General features: G+C 69.2%; 20 protein-coding genes. 6 read left to right on the top strand and 14 right to left on the bottom strand.

Going from position 1 to position 18,496, the window contains the following annotated elements:
- Window positions 1-34 precede the first annotated feature (34 nt).
- Genes glmS through ACQUQ1_RS14950 form a run of 3 tightly spaced genes read right to left on the bottom strand, consistent with a single transcriptional unit; the run spans window position 35 to window position 3,273 of the window.
- On the bottom strand, window positions 35-1,843 hold the full coding sequence (gene glmS, locus ACQUQ1_RS14960) for a glutamine--fructose-6-phosphate transaminase (isomerizing) (RefSeq protein ID WP_435065114.1): 1,809 nt from the start codon (window positions 1,841-1,843) through the stop codon (window positions 35-37).
- Window positions 1,843-3,036, bottom strand: coding sequence for a sugar phosphate nucleotidyltransferase (locus tag ACQUQ1_RS14955; RefSeq protein ID WP_435065113.1), 1,194 nt, complete (start codon window positions 3,034-3,036; stop codon window positions 1,843-1,845). Before ACQUQ1_RS14955 ends, glmS begins: the two co-directional genes overlap by 1 nt.
- Before the next feature lie 54 nt (window positions 3,037-3,090).
- Window positions 3,091-3,273, bottom strand: coding sequence for a hypothetical protein (locus tag ACQUQ1_RS14950; RefSeq protein WP_435065112.1), 183 nt, complete (start codon window positions 3,271-3,273; stop codon window positions 3,091-3,093).
- A 109-nt stretch (window positions 3,274-3,382) separates the two neighbouring features.
- Between ACQUQ1_RS14950 and ACQUQ1_RS14945 the strand changes: the two genes are divergently transcribed.
- Window positions 3,383-4,243: a TrmB family transcriptional regulator gene (locus tag ACQUQ1_RS14945; RefSeq protein ID WP_435065111.1), complete on the top strand. Its 861-nt coding sequence runs from the start codon at window positions 3,383-3,385 to the stop codon at window positions 4,241-4,243.
- 40 nt (window positions 4,244-4,283) lie between these two features.
- Here the strand turns inward: ACQUQ1_RS14945 and ACQUQ1_RS14940 are convergent, their stop codons facing one another.
- The 5 genes from ACQUQ1_RS14940 to ACQUQ1_RS14920 form a co-directional block, all read right to left on the bottom strand.
- Window positions 4,284-4,577 carry a type II toxin-antitoxin system RelE family toxin gene (locus ACQUQ1_RS14940; protein WP_435065110.1) on the bottom strand — a complete coding sequence of 98 codons (294 nt, stop codon included), beginning with the start codon at window positions 4,575-4,577 and terminating at the stop codon, window positions 4,284-4,286.
- Window positions 4,567-4,764, bottom strand: a complete 198-nt coding sequence (locus ACQUQ1_RS14935; RefSeq protein WP_435065109.1) for a hypothetical protein — start codon at window positions 4,762-4,764, stop codon at window positions 4,567-4,569. Before ACQUQ1_RS14935 ends, ACQUQ1_RS14940 begins: the two co-directional genes overlap by 11 nt.
- Window positions 4,765-5,000: 236 nt before the next feature.
- Window positions 5,001-6,005 (bottom strand): NAD-dependent epimerase/dehydratase family protein, encoded by a 1,005-nt coding sequence (locus ACQUQ1_RS14930; RefSeq protein ID WP_435065108.1) that lies wholly within the window; start codon window positions 6,003-6,005, stop codon window positions 5,001-5,003.
- Between the two features lie 88 nt (window positions 6,006-6,093).
- Complete coding sequence (locus tag ACQUQ1_RS14925) at window positions 6,094-7,053, bottom strand: NAD-dependent epimerase/dehydratase family protein (protein WP_435065107.1); 960 nt, start codon at window positions 7,051-7,053, stop codon at window positions 6,094-6,096.
- Between the two features lie 24 nt (window positions 7,054-7,077).
- Window positions 7,078-8,292, bottom strand: coding sequence for an NAD-dependent epimerase/dehydratase family protein (locus tag ACQUQ1_RS14920; RefSeq protein ID WP_435065106.1), 1,215 nt, complete (start codon window positions 8,290-8,292; stop codon window positions 7,078-7,080).
- A 122-nt stretch (window positions 8,293-8,414) separates the two neighbouring features.
- On the opposite strand from ACQUQ1_RS14920, the gene ACQUQ1_RS14915 reads away from it, so the two are divergent.
- On the top strand, window positions 8,415-8,942 hold the full coding sequence (locus ACQUQ1_RS14915) for a hypothetical protein (RefSeq protein WP_435065105.1): 528 nt from the start codon (window positions 8,415-8,417) through the stop codon (window positions 8,940-8,942).
- Window positions 8,943-8,973: 31 nt separating this feature from the next.
- On the opposite strand, the gene ACQUQ1_RS14910 is transcribed toward ACQUQ1_RS14915, so the two are convergent.
- Window positions 8,974-9,255 carry a hypothetical protein gene (locus ACQUQ1_RS14910; RefSeq protein ID WP_435065104.1) on the bottom strand — a complete coding sequence of 94 codons (282 nt, stop codon included), beginning with the start codon at window positions 9,253-9,255 and terminating at the stop codon, window positions 8,974-8,976.
- A 61-nt stretch (window positions 9,256-9,316) separates the two neighbouring features.
- Entirely contained in the window at window positions 9,317-9,595 is a 279-nt protein-coding gene (locus ACQUQ1_RS14905) for a winged helix-turn-helix domain-containing protein (RefSeq protein WP_435065103.1), read from the bottom strand.
- Between the two features lie 310 nt (window positions 9,596-9,905).
- Here ACQUQ1_RS14905 and ACQUQ1_RS14900 point away from each other — a divergent pair, with 310 nt between their 5' ends.
- Complete coding sequence (locus ACQUQ1_RS14900; protein ID WP_435065102.1) at window positions 9,906-11,360, top strand: DUF4397 domain-containing protein; 1,455 nt, start codon at window positions 9,906-9,908, stop codon at window positions 11,358-11,360.
- Window positions 11,361-11,590: 230 nt separating this feature from the next.
- Here the strand turns inward: ACQUQ1_RS14900 and ACQUQ1_RS14895 are convergent, their stop codons facing one another.
- The 3 genes from ACQUQ1_RS14895 to ACQUQ1_RS14885 form a co-directional block, all read right to left on the bottom strand.
- Complete coding sequence (locus ACQUQ1_RS14895) at window positions 11,591-12,751, bottom strand: AI-2E family transporter (protein ID WP_435065101.1); 1,161 nt, start codon at window positions 12,749-12,751, stop codon at window positions 11,591-11,593.
- 181 nt (window positions 12,752-12,932) lie between these two features.
- Window positions 12,933-13,772 carry a hypothetical protein gene (locus ACQUQ1_RS14890; RefSeq protein ID WP_435065100.1) on the bottom strand — a complete coding sequence of 280 codons (840 nt, stop codon included), beginning with the start codon at window positions 13,770-13,772 and terminating at the stop codon, window positions 12,933-12,935.
- On the bottom strand, window positions 13,766-14,068 hold the full coding sequence (locus ACQUQ1_RS14885) for a hypothetical protein (RefSeq protein ID WP_435065099.1): 303 nt from the start codon (window positions 14,066-14,068) through the stop codon (window positions 13,766-13,768). The genes ACQUQ1_RS14890 and ACQUQ1_RS14885 overlap by 7 nt, the downstream gene beginning before the upstream one ends.
- Before the next feature lie 168 nt (window positions 14,069-14,236).
- Here ACQUQ1_RS14885 and ACQUQ1_RS14880 point away from each other — a divergent pair, with 168 nt between their 5' ends.
- Window positions 14,237-14,443, top strand: coding sequence for a hypothetical protein (locus ACQUQ1_RS14880; protein WP_435065098.1), 207 nt, complete (start codon window positions 14,237-14,239; stop codon window positions 14,441-14,443).
- Window positions 14,444-14,679: 236 nt separating this feature from the next.
- On the opposite strand, the gene ACQUQ1_RS14875 is transcribed toward ACQUQ1_RS14880, so the two are convergent.
- On the bottom strand, window positions 14,680-15,414 hold the full coding sequence (locus ACQUQ1_RS14875; protein ID WP_435065097.1) for an IclR family transcriptional regulator: 735 nt from the start codon (window positions 15,412-15,414) through the stop codon (window positions 14,680-14,682).
- A 368-nt stretch (window positions 15,415-15,782) separates the two neighbouring features.
- Here ACQUQ1_RS14875 and dgoD point away from each other — a divergent pair, with 368 nt between their 5' ends.
- Together dgoD and ACQUQ1_RS14865 are read left to right on the top strand one after the other, a co-directional pair.
- Window positions 15,783-16,931, top strand: coding sequence for a galactonate dehydratase (gene dgoD / locus ACQUQ1_RS14870; protein WP_435065096.1), 1,149 nt, complete (start codon window positions 15,783-15,785; stop codon window positions 16,929-16,931).
- A gap of 160 nt (window positions 16,932-17,091) precedes the next feature.
- Window positions 17,092-18,462, top strand: a complete 1,371-nt coding sequence (locus tag ACQUQ1_RS14865) for an ABC transporter substrate-binding protein (protein WP_435065095.1) — start codon at window positions 17,092-17,094, stop codon at window positions 18,460-18,462.
- The last annotated feature ends 34 nt before the right edge of the window (window positions 18,463-18,496 follow it).

Raw genomic sequence — 18,496 nt, 5'->3', positions numbered from 1 at the left:
TCGGCGAGCGGCCGCCGTACGGAAGCGTTCCGGATTACTCGACCGTGACGCTCTTCGCGAGGTTGCGCGGCTTGTCGATCGCCCGGCCCAGCCGGTCGGCCATGTGGTAGGCGACGAGCTGGAGCTGGACGTTCGCGAGCATCGGCGCCGTCCGCGGGTGCGTCTCGGGGATCTCGAGCACGTGGTCGGCGTACCGCTCCACGTCGGACTGGCCGTCCGTGACGGCGACGACCGGCGCGTCGCGCGCCTCCACCTCCTTCACGTTCCCGATGGTCTTGCGGGCGCGCTCGTCGTCGCCGGTGACGACCGCGAACACGGGCGTCTCGCGGGTGACCAGCGCCAGCGGGCCGTGTTTCAGCTCGCCGGCGGCGAACCCCTCGGCGTGCTCGTAGGTGATCTCCTTGAACTTCAGCGCCCCCTCCAGCGCGACGGGGAAGCTCGGCCCCCGCCCGATGAAGAAGAACGACTCGCGGTCGGCGTACTCGTCGACGACCGCCTCTGCGTCCGTCTCGTCGAGCACCTGCTGGATGTCGCCGGGAAGGTCGCGCAGGGCCGCGATCAGCTCGCGCGTGCCCGGCGACCCGTTCGCCAGCGACTCGACGAGGAGGTTGAGCGCCGTCAGCTGCGAGGAGAACGTCTTCGTCGCGGCGACGCCGATCTCCGGGCCCGACCGGATGTACAGCGCGTGGTCGCACTCGCGGGCGGCGGTGGAGCCGACGACGTTCGTCAGCGCGAGCGTCTCGGCGCCCCGCCCCTCCGCCTCCCGGAGGGCCGAGAGCGTGTCGGCCGTCTCCCCGCTCTGGGTGACGCCGACGACGAGGCCGTCCTCGGGGACGGGCGCGGGGCCGGTCGCGTACTCGCTGGCGAGGAACGCCTGCGCCGGGACCCCCGCCTCGCGGAACAGTTCGACGCCGTACAGCGCGGCGTGATAGGAGGTGCCGCAGGCGACGAAGTGGACCGTCTCGGGGGTACCCACGTCGTCCAACTCCTCGACGGTGACCCGGCCGGAGAGCTCGTCGAGGCGGCCGCTGAGCCCCTGCCGGAGCGCGGTGGGCTGCTCGTGGATCTCCTTGAGCATGTAGTGGTCGTAGCCGCTCTTGCCGGTCTGCTCGGCGCTCCAGGTGACCGTGGACACCTCCTTCTCGACGGGTTCCCCGTCGCGGTCGGTGACGCGCCAGCCGTCGGCGTCGATGATCGCCGTCTCGCCGTCGTCGAGGTACACGACGTCTCGCGTCTGTTCGAGGAACGCCGGCACGTCGCTCGCGAGGTAGTAGCGCCCCTCCTCGCCGACGCCGAGCACGAGCGGGGAGTCGTTGCGCGCCCCGAGGATGCGGTCCTCGCCGGCGACGACCGCGGCGATGGCGAAGCTCCCCTCGATCCGGTCGAGCGTCCGGCGGAACGCCTCCTCGACCTCCATGCCGGCGTCGAGGAACGCCCCGAGGAGGTGCGGGACGACCTCGGTGTCCGTGTCGCTGGAGAAGTCGACGCCGTCGGCCTCCAGTTCGTCCCGGAGGGTCTGGTAGTTCTCGATGATCCCGTTGTGGACGACCGCCACCCGGCCCGCCTCGTCGGTGTGGGGGTGCGCGTTCGCGTCCGTCGGCGGGCCGTGCGTGCTCCAGCGGGTGTGGCCGATCCCCACCTCGCCGCTGGGTCGCTCGCCGTCCGCCTCGATCTGATCGCGCAGCACCTCCAGGCGACCCTCCTTCTTGCGCACGTCGAGCCCGTCGCCCGCGAGCGCGACGCCGGCGGAGTCGTAGCCGCGGTACTCCAGCGTCTCCAGGCCGTCGAGGATCACGTCCAGCGTCCCGTCCCCGTGGCCGACGCAGCCGATGATCCCGCACATCAGCCCTGCACCTCCGCGTTCTCGCCGACGTTGCGACGGAGCGTGACGCCCGCGGCGATCTCGGCGCCGGGGCCGACGAGCAGGCCGGGACAGGCCGTGGCGCCGCCGCCGAGGCGCGCCCGGTCGGCGAGCACGCAGCCGAGGCGCTCGTCCTCGTGGACGCGGTCGCCGACGCGGACGTCGGCGGGGCCGCCCGGCGCGGCCGCGCCGACGCCGATCTCGACGCCCTGTCCGGTGATCGAGTCGACGACCGTCGCGTTCGCGCCGACGCGCGTGTCCGTGTCGAGGACCGAGCGGCGGACGACCGCGCCGGCCTCGACCGTCGAGTTGCGCCCCACGGCCGCGTCCGGCCCGACGACCGCGCCGGGCTCGACGACGACGTCGCCGCCGACGGCGACCGGCGGGAACAGCGTCGCCCCGTCGGCGACCGTCGCGGAGGCGGCGACGTGGACGCCCGCCTCCCGCTCGGGTTCGTCCACCCGGCCGTCCGAGAGCAGCGTCGCCGCGAGCTCGGTGAGGTCCCAGGGGTACGTCACCTCCGAGTGCATCCCCTCGGTCCTGACCCCGCGGACGTGGCCGCCGCGGTCGATCACGTCCGAGATGGCGTGGGTGAGCGCCAGCTCGCCGTCCTCGCGCTCGACGTTCTCGACCGCCGAGAAGAACGACGGCCCGAACGCGTACACCCCCGCGTTGAGCAGGCGGTACGAGCCGGACCCCGGCTTCTCGATGAGCGCGGTGACGGTGCGCCCGTCGAGGGTGACCGCGCCGTACATCGGCGCGTCCGTCGACTCGACGACCGCGAGCGTGCAGACGTCGCCGGCGGAGTGGTCGTCGACGACCGCCCGGATCAGCCCCGCGTCGACGACCTCGTCGCCGTTGACGACGAGGAAGTCGCCGTCGAGCGCCTCGCGGGCCTGGAGGAGCGCGTGGCCGCTGCCGAGCTGCTTCTCCTGGGTGTGGTAGGTGATCGTCCGGTTGCGGTACGTCGGGCCGAAGTGGTCCCGGACGCGCTCGCCCTCGTAGCCGACGACGACGTGGAGGTCGTCGATGCCGGCGTCGATGAGCGCGTCGAAGACGTACTCGAGGATCGGGCGGTTCGCCGCCGGGAGCATCGGCTTGGGGCGGTACTTCGTGAGGGGTCTGAGCCGTTTGCCCTCGCCCGCGGCGAGGACGACGGCGGAGTCGATAGACATGGCTGTGACTTGGGGATGGACTAGGTGTTTGTTACGCTCGGGCTACGTCCGGGATCACTCGCCGGCGTCGGCCGCCCGCGCCTCCGTCGTCGGCCGATCCTCGGCGGCCGCGTCGCCGTCGGCCGCCTCCGCCGCGTCGGGCTCCCGCTGCTCGCTCAACTTCTCCCAGATCTCGGTGCAGCCGGCGCCGTCCTCGAGGTCGCGGAGGTGATCGTCGGCCGACGTTCGGTTACTCATCTTGCGAGTAACTGCAGAAGCCAGCATCATAAATCTGTCGCCGATCGGGACCGTTCTGCCGCCGGCCCGGACCGCCGGCGCTTAACAGACCGGGCGTCTACGGGCCGGCATGGCCACCGACGACCCGGGCGACCTCCTCGACCCGCTCGACCTCACCGAGTACGAGGAGCGGGCGCTCGAACGCCTCATCGAGCTGGGGCGGACGACGGCGCCGGACCTCTCGGAGGCGACCGGGATCCCCAAGGCCCGCATCTACGGCGTGCTCGACGAGCTCGCCGACGCGGGGTACCTGAAGGTGATCCCCGGGCGCCCGAAGGAGTACCAGCCGAAGCCGCCGGAGGCGATCCTCGACCGCGCCGTCGAGAACCGCCGGCAGGCGTACGAGACCGACCGGGCGGCGATCGAGTCCGTCCGCGAGGAGTTCGTCGCGGCGTTCGGCCCGCTGTACGAGCAGGCGAGCGAGGAGATCTCCGCCACCGAGGAGCTGTTCCACGTGGTCGACGTGGGCGACCCCAGCGAGCGGGAGACGCGCCGCCTCTACAGCGACGCCGCCGACGAGGTGCGCGTCATCACGAAGAGCTTCGAGTACTTCGAGGCGATCGAGCCGGCGTTCGCGGACGCCTACGACCGGGACTGCCGCCTGCGGGTGCTGTTCCTGGATCCCACGCTCCTGGCCGAGCGCAACCGCCCGGTCCAGCGCGAGTCCGTCGAGCGGCTCCGGGAGGAGTACCCCGACGCGGAGTTCCGGTTCAGCGCGACCCGGCTCCCGTGGCGCGGGACGCTCGCGGACCCGAGCATGGACTACGACTCCGGCGAGGCGGTCCTGCTCGTCGAGGAGGAGGACGTCCCCCTGCACAAGCGGCAGGCCGCGGTCACGGAGAACCACTCGTTCGTCGCGGGGCTGGGCCGCTACTTCGAGTTGACCTGGGACCACGACACGCTGGCCGAGGACCCGTACGCGGGTGAGTAGTGGGAGGACCGAGTGATCGATCGGGAGAGGTGTAGGACGATCAGTACCCGTACCGCTTGTGTGCCTCGTCGATATCCATGATCTCGATCACACGGACTTCCTGCTTCCCCTCGATGATGTCGTAGAAGGCCGTGTGCGTCCGCCCGATATGGAGTCGATAGATCTCCTCGCCGTCGACGACGAGCTTCTCCCTGTCGCCGGATCCGGAACCGGGTCGAGGGTGGGGGTCGTCCCCGAGCTTCCGGAGGTTGTCTTTCACGATCCGTGTACTCTTCTCGTCGAGGGAGGCCAGGTACTCGCGGGCGCTATCCGCGAGGAGTACCTCATAGCTCATCCAGCGAAGTCAGTTCGTCGCTGTCGGCTTCCCTGACCTCTCGCGCCTTCGCCGCGAGCTTGTGACGCTGGTGCTCCTTGATCAGTTCCGCTAATAGGTCATCGTACGTCTCCCCAGCGTCTTTCAGTTCGTTGAGTTCCTGCCAGCGCTCCTCGGTTACGGGAATCCGCTTGTTGGCGTTGGACATGATGGTATGATCCGGTCCGATAGGACCTGGGAGCCCTACCTCGCTTACAATATTTACAATCCTTACAAGCTAAAGTCTTCCGTCGCCCCGGATTGCAGGCCGTCTTCCACGTTCGCCGAGACGCGTTCGTCGCTACGTCAGAAACATATTGCAATCTCCTGCCATCATCCCCACCCTGAAAGGCGGGGCTTTCTCCTCGATTTCCGTACCCACTCGGCCAGTGTCGGACCGCGATCCTACCGCTCGTCCGCCTTCGCCTCCAGAAGCTTCCGGATCGACCCCTCGACCGTCTCGCGGGGGCTCCACCCGAGCGTCTCCTCGGCGGCGGAGATGTCGACCGCGAAGGCGTCGACCATCGTCTCGGCGCTGCGGGGGTTCTCGACCAGTTCGACGTCCACCGCCGCGCCGAGCACGTCGGCGGCGTGCTCGCGGACGAGTTCGGCGACCTCCATCACGCCGGGGTCCTCGCGGGAGGCGATCTCGTACTTCTCGACGCCCGTCTCGCCGGCCGCGAGCTGGTCGCGCAGGCGCTCGCAGCTGTGGACGTACGCCCGGGCCACGTCCTTCACGTGGATGAAGTTCCGGGCCTGCGTCCCCGGCTCGTAGACGGTGAGGGGCTCGCCCGCGACCGCGCGGTTCACGAAGAAGTTGATCACGGTGCCCTTCGAGACGCGCGTGTCCCCGACCACGTGTTCGCCGTAGAGGTTCGACTTGAGGTACAGGTGCGCCGGGAAGGCGCCGGCGGCGAAGTCCTCGATCGCCCGCTCGTTGATCACCTTCGTGCGGCCGTACCAGTTCATCGGGTCGCGCGGGTCGTCGACGGAGATGGGGAACGACTCGGGGTCGCCGAGCACGGCCATGCTGAAGGGGAACACCAGCCCCGCGCCGGTCCGCCGACAGAACCAGGCGACGTTGTTCGTCCCCGTGACGTTCACGTCGTACGCGAGATCCTGATTCTGCTCGCAGTCGTCGACGCCGCTGACCGCCGCGAGGTGGAGCACCGCGTCGGCGCCGTCGAGGGCCGAGTCGAGCCGGTCGCGCTCGCGGACATCGACGTGTTCGACCTCGACGTCGCCGATCCGTCGGACGGTCCCGAGGTAGAAGTTGTCGATCGCTGTGATCTCCCACTCGGGGTGGTGCTCGTTCAGCAGCGTGACGACGCGGCTGCCGATGAAGCCCGCCGCGCCGGTGACGGCGACGTGGAACGGGTCGGTGGTCGCGGCGTCGGGATCGGAACTCATGCCCGGTCACCGTCCGCGGCGGCGCAAATACCCCTCGGTTCGCGGCGGCGTGCGGCGGCGGTCGCCACGGGCGCCCCGATCGCTCGCGTCACGGGTACCCCCCGACGTCGGCCGTGCGGAACCGCTCGGCGAGGTCGGCGATCCCCTCCCGGAGCGTGTGGCGCGTCTCGAAGCCGGTCTCGGCGACCCGGTCGAAGTTGACGTGGTAGGACGGGCCGGGGTGTTCGTCCTCCAGGTACGTGATGTCGAGGTCGCGGCCGAGCTCGTCCCGGACGGCCTCGGCGATCTCCTCGATCCGGTAGTTGGCGTCGTTGTCGCCGACGTTGTACACGAGAGCCGGCCAATCGTCGGGCGCGACCGCGGCCTCGGCGTACGCGCGGGCGGCGTCGCGCACGTGGACGAACGGCCGCCAGTTCGAGCCGTCGCCGTAGACGGTGAGCGGGCGGTCGGTGATCGCGCGGAACACGAAGTGGTTGACGACGAGGTTGAACCGCATGCCCGGCGAGTAGCCGTAGTTCGTGCTCATGCGGAGGGCGGTGCCGTCGTAGCCGTAGTCCTCGGTCGCGTCCGCGAGCAGGGACTCGGCCTCGTACTTCGTCTCCGCGTAGGGGTTGAGCGGGTCGGGCTCGACCGTCTCGTCGATGTCCTCGGCGGCCGCGCGGCCGTAGATGTTGCACGAGGAGGCGAACACGACGTTCGAGACGCCGAGCTTGCCCGCCGCGCGGAAGACGTTCTGGGTGGCGTCGTAGTTGACGCGGAACGTCTCCTCGCGGCGGTCGTGGGTGCTGTCGGCGCCGGTGATCGCCGCCAGGTGGACGACCGTGTCGCACCCGCGCATCGCCGACTCCACGTCGCCGTACTCGGTGATGTCGCCGCGGCGGAAGCGGACCGACGGGTCGTCCGCGAGGCCGCTGCCCATGAGGTTGCGCGGCGAGGACATCGAGAGGTCGTCGAGGACGGTCACGGCGTCGACGCGGTCGTCGTCCCGAAGGATCGGGACGAGCGCGCTGCCGATGTAGCCGCAGCCGCCGGTGACGAGGACGTGCATGGCTGAGATCGAGGTATCGGCGGGTCAGTCGTCCGCCGTCGCGGCGGACGCCTCGTCGTCGCCCTCCAGGCGGTCCTCGAGGACGCCCGGGAGGAAGCGGTCCTCGTAGGCGCCGATGCGGTCGGCGCGCTCCGAGAGCGCCTCGAAGACGCCGCGGATCCCCTCCTCGAAGGTGACCGACTGCCCGCCGATGAGGTCGGCGTAGCGGTCGTTGTCGATCTCCATCTGGTGGGTCTCGTCCTCGTCGCGGGGGTTCTCGAAGTGCTCGACGTCGGTGTCGAAGCCGAACTCCGTGGCCACCTCGGCGATGGTCGTCCCCATCTCGACGATGGAGATGGGCCGGGTGACCTGGTTGTAGACGACGTGGTCGTCGGGGCGCTCGTCCGGGTCCTCGACGGCGAGGCGGGCCAGCCCCTCGACGGCGTCCTCGAGCGCGACGAACGGCTTGCGCTGCTCGCCCTTGCCGTACACCGTGATCGGGTAGCCGGCGATGGCCTGCGCGACGAACCGGTGCGCGACGACGCCGAAGTAGTAGTCGAAGTCGAAGCGCGTGGCGAGACGGTCGTCCGCGGCCGTCTCCTCGGTCTCGACGCCGTAGGTGATCGCGGTGCGGACGTCGGAGACGGGGATGTCGAACTGCGAGTGGGCGAGCCGGAGGTTCGCCGCGTCGTGCGATTTCGTGAGATGATACCAGCTGCCGGCCATCGCGGGGAACGGCACCTCGTCGCGCTCGTCGCCGTGTTCCATCGTGGCGCCGCCCTCGGGGATGGGGAACTCGGGGGCGCCGTACACGCCCGTGGTGGTCGTCTCGATGAGGTGCGTGTCGGCGAGGTCGTTCTCGTGGAGCCCCCACGCGAGGTTGCGCGTGGCCTGCATGTTGTTGTGCTGGGTGAAGTTGGCGCGCTCGCCGTTGATCTGCGAGTACGGCGCCGAGGGCTGGGCCGCCGTGTGGACGACCGCGTCCGGCTCGTGTACCTGCAACAGCTCGTCGACGAACGACCGGTCCGTCAGGTCGCCCTCGACGAACGAGAGGTTGGTGAGGCCGTGCACCTCCTCGGCGGCCGCGAGGCGCGTCTCCATGTCCGCGACGGGCGTCGCGGAGACGGAGCCGACCTCCGAGACCCACTCTCGACGACCGAAGTTGTCGACGAGCACGACGCGCTCGTCCGTTCGGGAGGCGATCCGCAGCGACGTGGGCCAGCCGAGGTAGCCGTCGGCGCCCGTGACGATGACCGTCATGGTTACTCAGTTCGTGAGTAACTGGGAACCCACTTGAATCTTGTCGTCGGGAAATCGAACGGGAGAATCCGGCCCGGTGATCGGACACAGTCGCTTTCCCGCGGGCGGACCACCCGCCGCCCATGGACGAGTCGACGGTCGCCGAATACCTCGATCGCTACGACGAGACGCAGGGGCTCCTCCCCGAGAAACTGGAAGCGTTCGGCCAGCAGTACCGCGAGCAGGGGTATCTCACGCGCGACCAGCTCCACGAGATCGCGTACCTGTCGTCGACGCGCAGCGCGTACCACGTCGAGTCGAACCCCGAGGAGCGGTGTCGCGAGGTGACGCGCAACGTCCGCGCGGTCGACGGCGACTTCTCGAAGGTCCGGCTGATCACGGGACTGAGCGGGTTCCGGGCGCCGACGGCCTCGTGCGTGCTCGCGGCGCTCGACCCGGACCGACACGCAGTCGTGGACACGCGGGTGTGGGCGACGCTGGAGCGGTTCGACCACCTCGACGGCCGCAAGGAGTCGTTCGACGCCGACGACTACGTGACGATGGTCGGACCGATCCGTGAGATCGCCGCCGACACAGGCCACACGCCCGCGGAGGTCGGGTACGCGCTGTTCGCGTACGACGCCGTCCACCGCGAGGGAACGCTGCACTGACCGCCGTCGTGGGACCTCGCCGGTCCTACAGTCACTTCCAGGTGTAGTAGAAGAGGATCGCGAGCGCGCCCGTTTCGAGGATCTGTAGGAGCATCATCACCCGGACCGCGATCGAGGGCATCGCCGGGGCGGTGAAGTAGAACCACAGCGCGACGAGGTTCTCCGCCAGCAGCAGCACCGCGAACGCGATCGACCCGAGGGTCATCGGGGCCTTGATCTCCCGGTAGGTGCGCCCCCAGACGGCGAGCAGCCCGACGAGCAGGACGACGTTCGCGGCCGCGGCGACCCGCGCGGCGTCGAGCATGAGGCTCATTCGTTCACACCTGCCGGTTCGGCCACGCGCCGTCGCTGTCTGTGTCGGGTGTCGTGCATGGTCACTCCTCCACCTGCGAGACGATCTCCTCGACGGTGTCCCAGTTGGCCCGGGCCCGGTCGCTGGGGAGGTACACCGTCCCGTAGTCGGCCTCGCTTTTCGTGATCACGCCGTTCTCCTCGAGGACCTCCAGGTGGTAGCGAACGGTGTTGTACGCGAGGTCCAGATCGTCGGCGAGCCGGTTGGCGTTGCGGGGGCGGTCGTCCAGCGCCCGCAGGATCCGCGCCCGGTTCGGCCCTCCGCGCGTCCCGGCGAGCGTCTGCCAGAGGACCGAATCCATCACCCGTCCGGTCTCGGTGGCGCGAAAAGAATCCACCGACACGGGCAGGACGCACCCGAGGACGCCCTGCGACGCGACCGCGGGGCTGTCCACGCCGCGCCGACGGACACAGAGCGAGGGAGGGAGCGTGAGACACGGTCGTCCTCGTGTCGGTGTGTGGGGATCGACAGCAAAACTCTTTCGTCCACCGTATCGCGGCGCTTGCTACGGATTTCGGACGGAGTTCGGAGACAGTTTCGGGGAACTCTAGAGAGCGTTTAGTGACAACCACGAAACCAGTTATTCCGGTCTCCGTCGTTGCACCGGACGGATGACGACAGACAGATCCGACGTGACGCGCCGACGCGTACTGGTCGGGGTAGGAGCCGGGACGACGGCCGGGCTCGCCGGGTGTGCCGGCGGCGGTGGCGGGTCGGAGACGGAGACCGACTCCCCCACCCCGGAGGGCATGGACACGCCGACGGACACCGAGACCGAGACGCCCGAGGGGGAGGGGAACGTACGGGTGGCGCACCTGTCGCCGAACGCCCCGAACGTCGACGTGTACGTGGACGGCTCGGCCGTGCTGGAGGACGTGCCCTTCGGCGCGGTCAGCGAGTATCTCGCGGTGCCCGCCGGCGAGCGAACCGTCGAGATCACCGCCGCCGGCGACCCGGACACCTCGGTGTTCGAGGGCCCCCTCGGCGTCGAGGCCGACACGGACTACACGGTCGCGGCGACGGGCGAACTCGGCGACGACGCCGACCGGGAGTTCGCCCCGCTGGTCCTCACTGACGACAACTCGACCCCCGACGACGGGATGGCCCGCGTGCGTGCCGTCCACGCGTCGCCGGACGCGCCGCCGGTCGACATCACGCTCGCCTCCTCCGGCGACGCCGTCTTCGACGGGGTCGCCTACGGCGAGTCCGGCTCCGTGTCCGTCCCCGCGGGCGAGTACACCCTCCAGATCCGCGGCGACACCGGGAGCAACGACGGCGACGTCGTCGCCGAGTTCGACGTGAGCCTCGCCGACGGGCAGGTGTACACCGCCTTCGCCGCGGGGTACCTCACGCCCGACGACGAGCCCGCCGACACGCCCTTCGACCTGATCGTCACGCGGGACACCGCCGGCGGGATGGACGGCGGCGAGACGGAGACGGCGAACGTTCGCGTCGCCCACCTCTCGCCGAACGCGCCGAACGTCGACGTGTACGTCGACAGCCCGGCCGTCCTCGAGGACGTCCCGTTCGGCGCCGTGAGCCAGTATCTGGAGGTCCCCGCGGGCGAACGGACCGTCGAGATCACCGCCGCCGGCGACCCGGACGCGTCGGTGTTCGAGGGCGAGGTGACCGTCGAGGCCGGGACGGACTACACGGTCGCGGCCGCCGGCGAGGTGGGCGAGGACGCCGACCAGCCGTTCGCCCCGCTCGTGTTGACCGACGACAACTCCGATCCGGGCGACGACACCGCGCGCCTCCGCGCCGTCCACGCGTCGCCGGACGCGCCCCCGGTCGACGTGACGGTCGCCTCCACCGGCGACGCGTTGTTCGACGGCGTCGCCTACGGCGACTCGGGGTACACGACCGTGCCCGGCGGCGACTACACGGTCGAGATCCGCGGCGACACCGGGAGCAACGACGGCGACGTGGTCGCCGACTTCGACGTGAGTTTGGAGGGGGGACAGGTGTACACGGCCTTCGCGGCCGGGTATCTCACGCCCGACGACGAACCCGCCGACACGCCCTTCGACCTGATCGTCGCACAGGACACCGACGGCGGGATGTAGGACGCCGCGGCCGGAAATCGACCGCCGCTCGCAGCGGAACCCCCTCTCCGTCGGGTTTCTCGGCCCCCCGCGTCGATCGCGTTCCCGACCGAGTTCGCTGCCGACGTCGAAACGGACGTCGCCTCTGACTCGGGGGCGTGTCGAGTCGGGCGCCCCTCACTCGGCCGCGCCGAGCGCCTCGCGGGCGCGGGTTCGGAATCGTGTACGGCGTCGTCGGCCGAGGCGGTGGATCACTCGGGCGTCCCGTCGGGGTCGCCCGGTAGGTCGGGGTCGCTCGCGGTGCCCGAGTCGCTCACGCCGTCCGGTTCGGGCTCGGACTCGGCGAGCGTCGTCTGGGACTCGTCGGCGCCGAGCAGGCGCGGGAGGGCGGTGTTGGCGAAGGTGAGGCCGATCACGAGGACGATCGGGGCGAAGAACAGGCCGTAGAAGCCGAGCACGACCGGCCCGAGCGTGTACGCGAGCATGAGCAGGCCGACGTGGGTCTCGTCGCCGCTGAGGATGGGCCGGAGGACGACGTCGGGGATGGTGTCGACGACGACGACCGTGACGGCGAGGAAGGCGGCGACGTACACGAACTGCGTCAGGGGGGCGCCCATCAGCACGGGGATCGCCATGATCGCCGTCACCGGGAGGTAGACGATCTTCATGCCGACGACGGGGACGAGGCTCGCGATCCCGGTGAGCGCGCCCACGAGCGCGGGGTACGGCACCCGGACCGGCGCCGGGACGAGCGCGTTGAACGCGCTGAACGTCGCGATGGCGATCAGCGAGATAGCGACGACGTTCAGGAGGTTGCCGAACAGAACCGCCTCGAGTTCCTCGTCGACCGCTTCGAGGTACTCCCGGATGAGCGCGTCGTCGTCGAAGCGGAGCAGCCACTCGCTGATCCGGTGGCCGTCCACGAGCAGGTAGTAGGTGACGATGGTGACGACGAAGAGGTTGAGCGCGAACTCCGAGACGACAGTCGTGAGGAACGCGGCGTTCTCGGTCGCGAACTCGATGAACGGCTCCAGGTCGCCCGACTGGTACGCCTGGTAGAGCCCCTCGATCGTGAACTCGGGGATGCGCTCGATCGCCTCGAACCACGCGATGTCGGAGGCGGCGGTGCTGACGAGCGCGGTGTTGGTGGCGAATCGACGCGCCTCGATGACCAGGAGGACGGCCGCGTAACTGATGAGGAGGACCAACGGGATCGCGAGCGACGCGAGCACGACGGCCGCGCGGACGCGGGCGGGGAGGTGGAACCGCTTGAGGAACTTGTGGTACCGGCGCGTCGAGTAGTAGAGGAACACGGAGACGGTGAAGGCGGCGATGAAGCGGTAGGCGAGGGCGCCGATGACGACCGCGACCACCAGGCCGAAGAGGGCGACGACGAGGCGCTTCTCGTTCATGCCCGATGTCGGACGCCTGTCCGACATAAAGCTATGCGGGCGACGGGAGCTCTCAGAGAGGGGCGACGGCGACGGGCACCCCGGAACCCGGTTCGGCGTCGTCCGATGCGTGAAACTCGTCGGTCACACAGGAGGGTGGATTCCCAGATTCGTAGCCGTACTCGCCGTCTTTCATCGGTGCCTACGACAAGTCGTCAGTGTCCCGGTCGACTCCGAGGTTCGTCTCCGGGTCGATCTCGGCGACGAAGCGCATCGTCGCGACGTTCACGGTCACGCCGAGCAGTCCGCCACCGAGGATGCCGGCCACGAGCCCCACTATCGGCACGTTGACCACGAGAGCGGTGGCAACGACGGAGAGCCCGGCCACGAACAGGACGTACCCGCCGGTATAGCGGGCGTACGGCCCCACGTCCATCGCGAGGTCGTACGACGCCCGGGCGGCCTCCAGTAGCCCGCTGTCCCGCAGGACGACGAGGTACGGCGTGGCCCAGAACAGGTAGCCCAGCAGGAGGTACACGGGCACGAGTACCAGAAAGAGCGCCGCGGCACCCGCCCCGCTACCGGCAGCGACGGACCCGACCATCCCGAGTCCGATCGGCAGTAGCACCAGGAGCGGAGCGACGGTCAACAGGAGAAACGGGAGGAAGTAGGCCCGACAGTGTCGCCAGAAGGTCGGAGAGCTACCGGTCAGGACGTCACGGAGGCTGCCGAAATACCCGGCGGTCAACAGCGTCTGCGCGAGCACGACCAGCGGGACGGTGAGGAGCGCGAACGGGAGCGCTTCGATGGGGACGCCGGTGTAGGCGTTGACGCCGGTATTCGGTACGCTCACGAACTGCCACGTCGTGACCACCGGCATGGGATATCCGAACGTCATGCCGACGTGAGCCCCGTCGAACGTCGCAACCCTGCGGATCTTCTCGGTGTTCATGACCGCGAAGGCGATCGGGACGAGCGCCAGAAGCGGCGCCCGCATCGCCCGATCCCATCCGTCCGAGAGGCGGGTCAGAAAGCTCACCATGCGAGATCGATCGGGAGGCGGTCGGGGAGCAACGGTGCCGACTCCGAGACGGTCGCTTCGGGGTCGGCGGCGGCGAGCGTCGGACCGGTATCGTCGAGGGGGAGCCTCGAACAGCCGGCGAAGGACGTGTCGAGGGGCGCGAGAACCCATCCGTGGGCGTACGCGGGCGTCGTTCTCTCGGGAGTCGACGAGGCAGCGGAGTGCTCGCCGACGCGACAGCCAGCGAGGCCGGCGATCCCGGCTCCGGCCGCGAGGCCGAGGTCGGAGCGCAGGCCCGTAGTGGAGGTGGAGGGCATCGTCCGGGCCGATCCTCACGCGACCATCACAAGTGTATTGCCCTGCCCGGCGAGGGATCTGGGGTAGCGACACGGCTCGGGTTCGGGGAGCGTCGACCGCGCCTGGCGATGCCGTCGCTCGGTCGCCGGTGCCGGAACGCTTTGTGTGGTCCGCCACGAACGGCGGGTATGGCGACGACCGTCGACACCCCCGACGCGACCGAACCGTGCGCGTACTGCGGCTCGCGCATCTTCGACCACGACCCGATCTGCGTCCGCGACTGCAGCGCCGACTGCGGTTCCCCCGAGTATTTCTGCAACTACGCGTGTCTGTCGGCGTACATCGACGAGAACGAGCTGACGTACGGCGACGCCTGCGAGTGGTCGCCCGAGTAGCGCGGAGCGATACGATGCGGCGATCCACTCCAAGTCCAACAGCGGTCCCGATCGCCGGACCGCCGTCACCGGCTTACCGACCGACGGTGGTCGGAAAGAAGTCGTCCGACACCTGTCCTGTTCCGCGCCGGACGGTATCGACGCGGGCGGTACCGTGAACGCAGCGTCGCCGAACACCGGGTTCGCGTGCGAGAGTCGGGCGGCGGCTCGACGAAAGGCGGGATCAGGCGAGCCCGTCAGCCACGGAGGGCCAGTTCCAGCGAAGTCACGTGGTTCAGGACGAGGCCCGGAAGGTCCTCTTGTAAGCGTTTCCCGGTCACCTGCGCGGCCGGGCCGGAGACGCCCATAGCAGCGACGGCCGACTCGCCGTCGGTAACCGGCGCCGCGACGGAATTGAGTCCCTCGATCGCCTCGCCACGATCGAAGGCGATCCCGCGGTCACGGACCGACCGGAGTTCGTCGCGACTCGTGGTCGTCCGGTCCGATCGCGGCTGGCGGTCGAGATACGCCTGGACATCCTCGGCGGTCCAGGTAGCCAGGATGGCCTTCCCCGGCGCGCAGGCGTGTAATGGGATCCGAGTGCCGGCACGGATACCCGCTGTCACGTCGTCGCCTCGGCCGCCGGCCGCGATAGACGCGTACACCGCTACGTCACCCTCGGGAACGGCCAGAAACGCCGTGCATCCGGACTGGCTCGCGAGCGAGTCGACCTCCTCGCGCCCCGCGGTCACCACCGGCAGCGAATCCCGGACGCTCGTGCCGTGGTCGAGAAACCGCAGGCTGAGACGATAGCGACCGTCCTCGTTGATCGCGTACTCCAAGCGTTCGAGGGTGGCGAGGTGGTTGTGGACGGCGCTCTTCGAGAGGTCGAGACGGTCGGCGAGTTCCGTGACTCCGGCCGTGCCCGCCTCGTCGAGCGCCGCGATCACGCGGAACGTCGTCGCGGTCGCGCCGACCGGATAGTCGCCCATGTGGTGACGGTCGCACGCCGGGCGGTTAATTGTTCTTCATGAGTGAACGGACACCGGACGCGGGCGCATGTGAATCGGTGTCGTGGAACACGGCTATCGGCCGAGTTAGCCCGCGAGCAACCCAGGGTGGGGAGACGAGACCGGATCGGCGTTCGTGTTCTCTATGAGTGAACGAACCCCGGGGATCGCCACTCGTTTCCTAACCGAAAACAGACGCGTTGCGGCCTGTAATGCCTGAAAATTGGCGATCCGGGGAAACTGTTTTCTGTGGGTACGGTGAAGGCCACAGTAGTGAAACGATCACATACGTTCATGCACCGGAGCGGGACAGCACGGCGGTCGCGAATGGTACCCGGGAGGTAACACGGATGCGAATCGTCGACTACGAGTTGTTCCGTGTACCGCCGCGGTGGCTGTTCCTCCGACTCGAAACCAGCGACGGGACCGTCGGCTGGGGCGAGCCCGTCGTCGAGGGTCGGGCGCGGACCGTCGAAACGGCCGTCGAGGAGCTCCTCGACTCGTATCTCCTCGGCGAGGACCCGATGCCGATCGAGGACCACTGGCAGACGATGTACCGCGGCGGCTTCTACCGGGGTGGCCCGGTGCTGATGTCCGCACTCGCCGGCATCGATCAGGCGCTGTGGGACATCAGGGGCAAACGGTTCGGTGCCCCCGTGTACGAGCTCCTCGGCGGTCGCGCCCGTGACCGGGTTCGGGTGTATCAGTGGGTCGGCGGCGACCGTCCCGAAGGGGTCGCCCAGGCGGCCGCCGAGAAAGTCGAGGAGGGGTTCACGGCGCTGAAAATGAACGCCACGGCGGAGCTCCGCCGGGTCGATAGCCCGCAGGCGGTCGCCGACGCGGTCGACCGGCTGGCGGCGGTCAGGGAAGCCGTCGGGCCCTCGATCGACATCGGCGTCGACTTCCACGGCCGGGCGTCGAAACCGATGGCCAAGCGGTTGGCCACGGCACTGGAACCCCACGAGCCGTTCTTCATCGAGGAGCCGGTGTTGCCGGAGCACAACGACGCGCTCCCGGAGATCGCGAGCCGAACGTCGGTCCCGATCGCGACCGGCGAGCGGATGTTCTCCAGGTGGGACTTCAAGGAGATCTTCGAGCAGGGCGTCGTCGACGTGATCCAACCGGATCTGAGTCACGCCGGCGGCATTACGGAGGTCAAGAAGATCGCGGCGATGGCCGAGGCCTACGACGTGGCGCTCGCGCCACACTGTCCGTTGGGGCCGATCGCCCTCGCGGCGTGCCTCCAAGTCGACGCCTGCTCACCGAACGTGCTGATTCAGGAGCAGAGCCTCGACATCCACTACAACGAGACGAGCGACGTCCTCGACTACCTCGCGGACCCGTCGGTGTTCGACTACCGCGACGGGTTCGTCGCGCTGCCGGAGGCACCCGGCCTCGGCATCGATATCGACGAGGCCCACGTCCGAGACGCCGCCGGGGACGTGGACTGGCACAACCCGGTCTGGCGCCACGAGGACGGCAGCGTCGCCGAGTGGTAGTCATGACTGGGGCCAGGCACACGGTCGGCAGATCGCGGGGGGACGGAGCGACACACTGGCCGCCCCCGAAGCCGGCCGAGTGAACGGGAGCACAGCCTGTGAAGGCACACGAACGGACACGGACCGATCGACAAACCGACCGACACGACAGACCACGACAATGACACGACAACGCGGGACCGACGACGGAATCGATATCGACCAACTCACGCGGCGTCGCCTCCTGGCGGGCGCCAGCGCGACCGGCATCGCCGGTCTGGCCGGGTGTTTCGGTGGTGGCGGCGGCGGCAGTACGACGGACGGTGACGGCGGCGGGACGACCGGCAGTGCGGAGACGGACGGCGCCGCGACCACGACCGAGCCGCCCGAGCCCGTGACCCTGCAGGTCCGCAGCTGGGGGGAGGGACGTGAGGTCGAGATCAACCGGCGGATCCTCACGAACTACGCCGAGAGCGCCCCCGGCGTCGCGAAGATCGAGTACGCACAGACCCCCTTCGAACAGTACTCACAGAAGCTCCAGACGCAGTTCGCTGGCGGAAACGAGCCGGACGTGTTCTACCTGATCGCGGACGACGCGCCCAAGTTCATGCGCAACGGCGCGCTCTTGCCCCTCGACCAGTACGTCCGGAACGCGGACGACTACGACCTCGACGGCATCTACGACGAGATGCTGACCGCGTTCACCTACGACGGGACCATCTACGGCATCCCCAAGGACATCTCGCCGATCGGCTTCTTCCACAACACCGCCCACCTGGAGGAGGCCGGCGTCGAGGCCCCCGAAACCTGGAGCGACGTCCGCGCGGCCGCCGATGCCGTGAAGTCGAACACCGACATCGAGTATCCGATGGTGTTCAACTCGCAGCCGCGGAACACGCTCGTTCAATTGATCTGGCAGAACGGCGGGCGCGTGCTGACCGAGGACCTGAGCGAGTGCGTCGTCGGCTCCTCGGAGGCGATCGCGGCGCTCGACTTCCTCAACGGGATGATCGAGGACGACCTCGCGGGCCTGTTGGGGTCGGACATCCAGGGCACCTGGGGCGCGCCGTCGCTCGGCAAGGAGCAGACGTCGATGATGATGACCGGAGCCTGGACGATCGGGACGCTCAAATCGGACTACAGCGACGTATACGACGTCACCGACGTCTCGATGACCAAGGCGGACGGCGGCAGCCAGGCGACCATCGTTTTCACCACCTCCTGGTCGGCGTCGGCGAACACGGACGCCAAACCACAGGCGGCGGGCTTGGTCAAGGCGCTCACCAGCGAGGAGGGGATGTGGCAGTGGGTCAAGACCGGCAACGCGCTCCCCGCCCGACCCGCCCTGCTGGAGAAGGACTTTTACGACGACCGCCCGCTGCTGAGCAATCTCGGGCAGCTGGGTGACATCGGTCGGCCGTTCCTGTTCGGCCCACAGACCCCGACGATCCTATCGACGCTGATGACCGAGGCCGAGGCGACGCTGACGGGCGACAAGGCCCCCGACACGGCGATGAAGGACGCCGAGCGCCAGATCAACGACGCGCTGTAGCCGGCGGCGGCCCTCATCGTATTCAATCAATCCA

The organism is Halobaculum sp. EA56, from assembly GCF_051195075.1.
GTDB lineage: Archaea > Halobacteriota > Halobacteria > Halobacteriales > Haloferacaceae > Halobaculum.
This window is presented reverse-complemented; position numbering and strand designations above follow the sequence as displayed.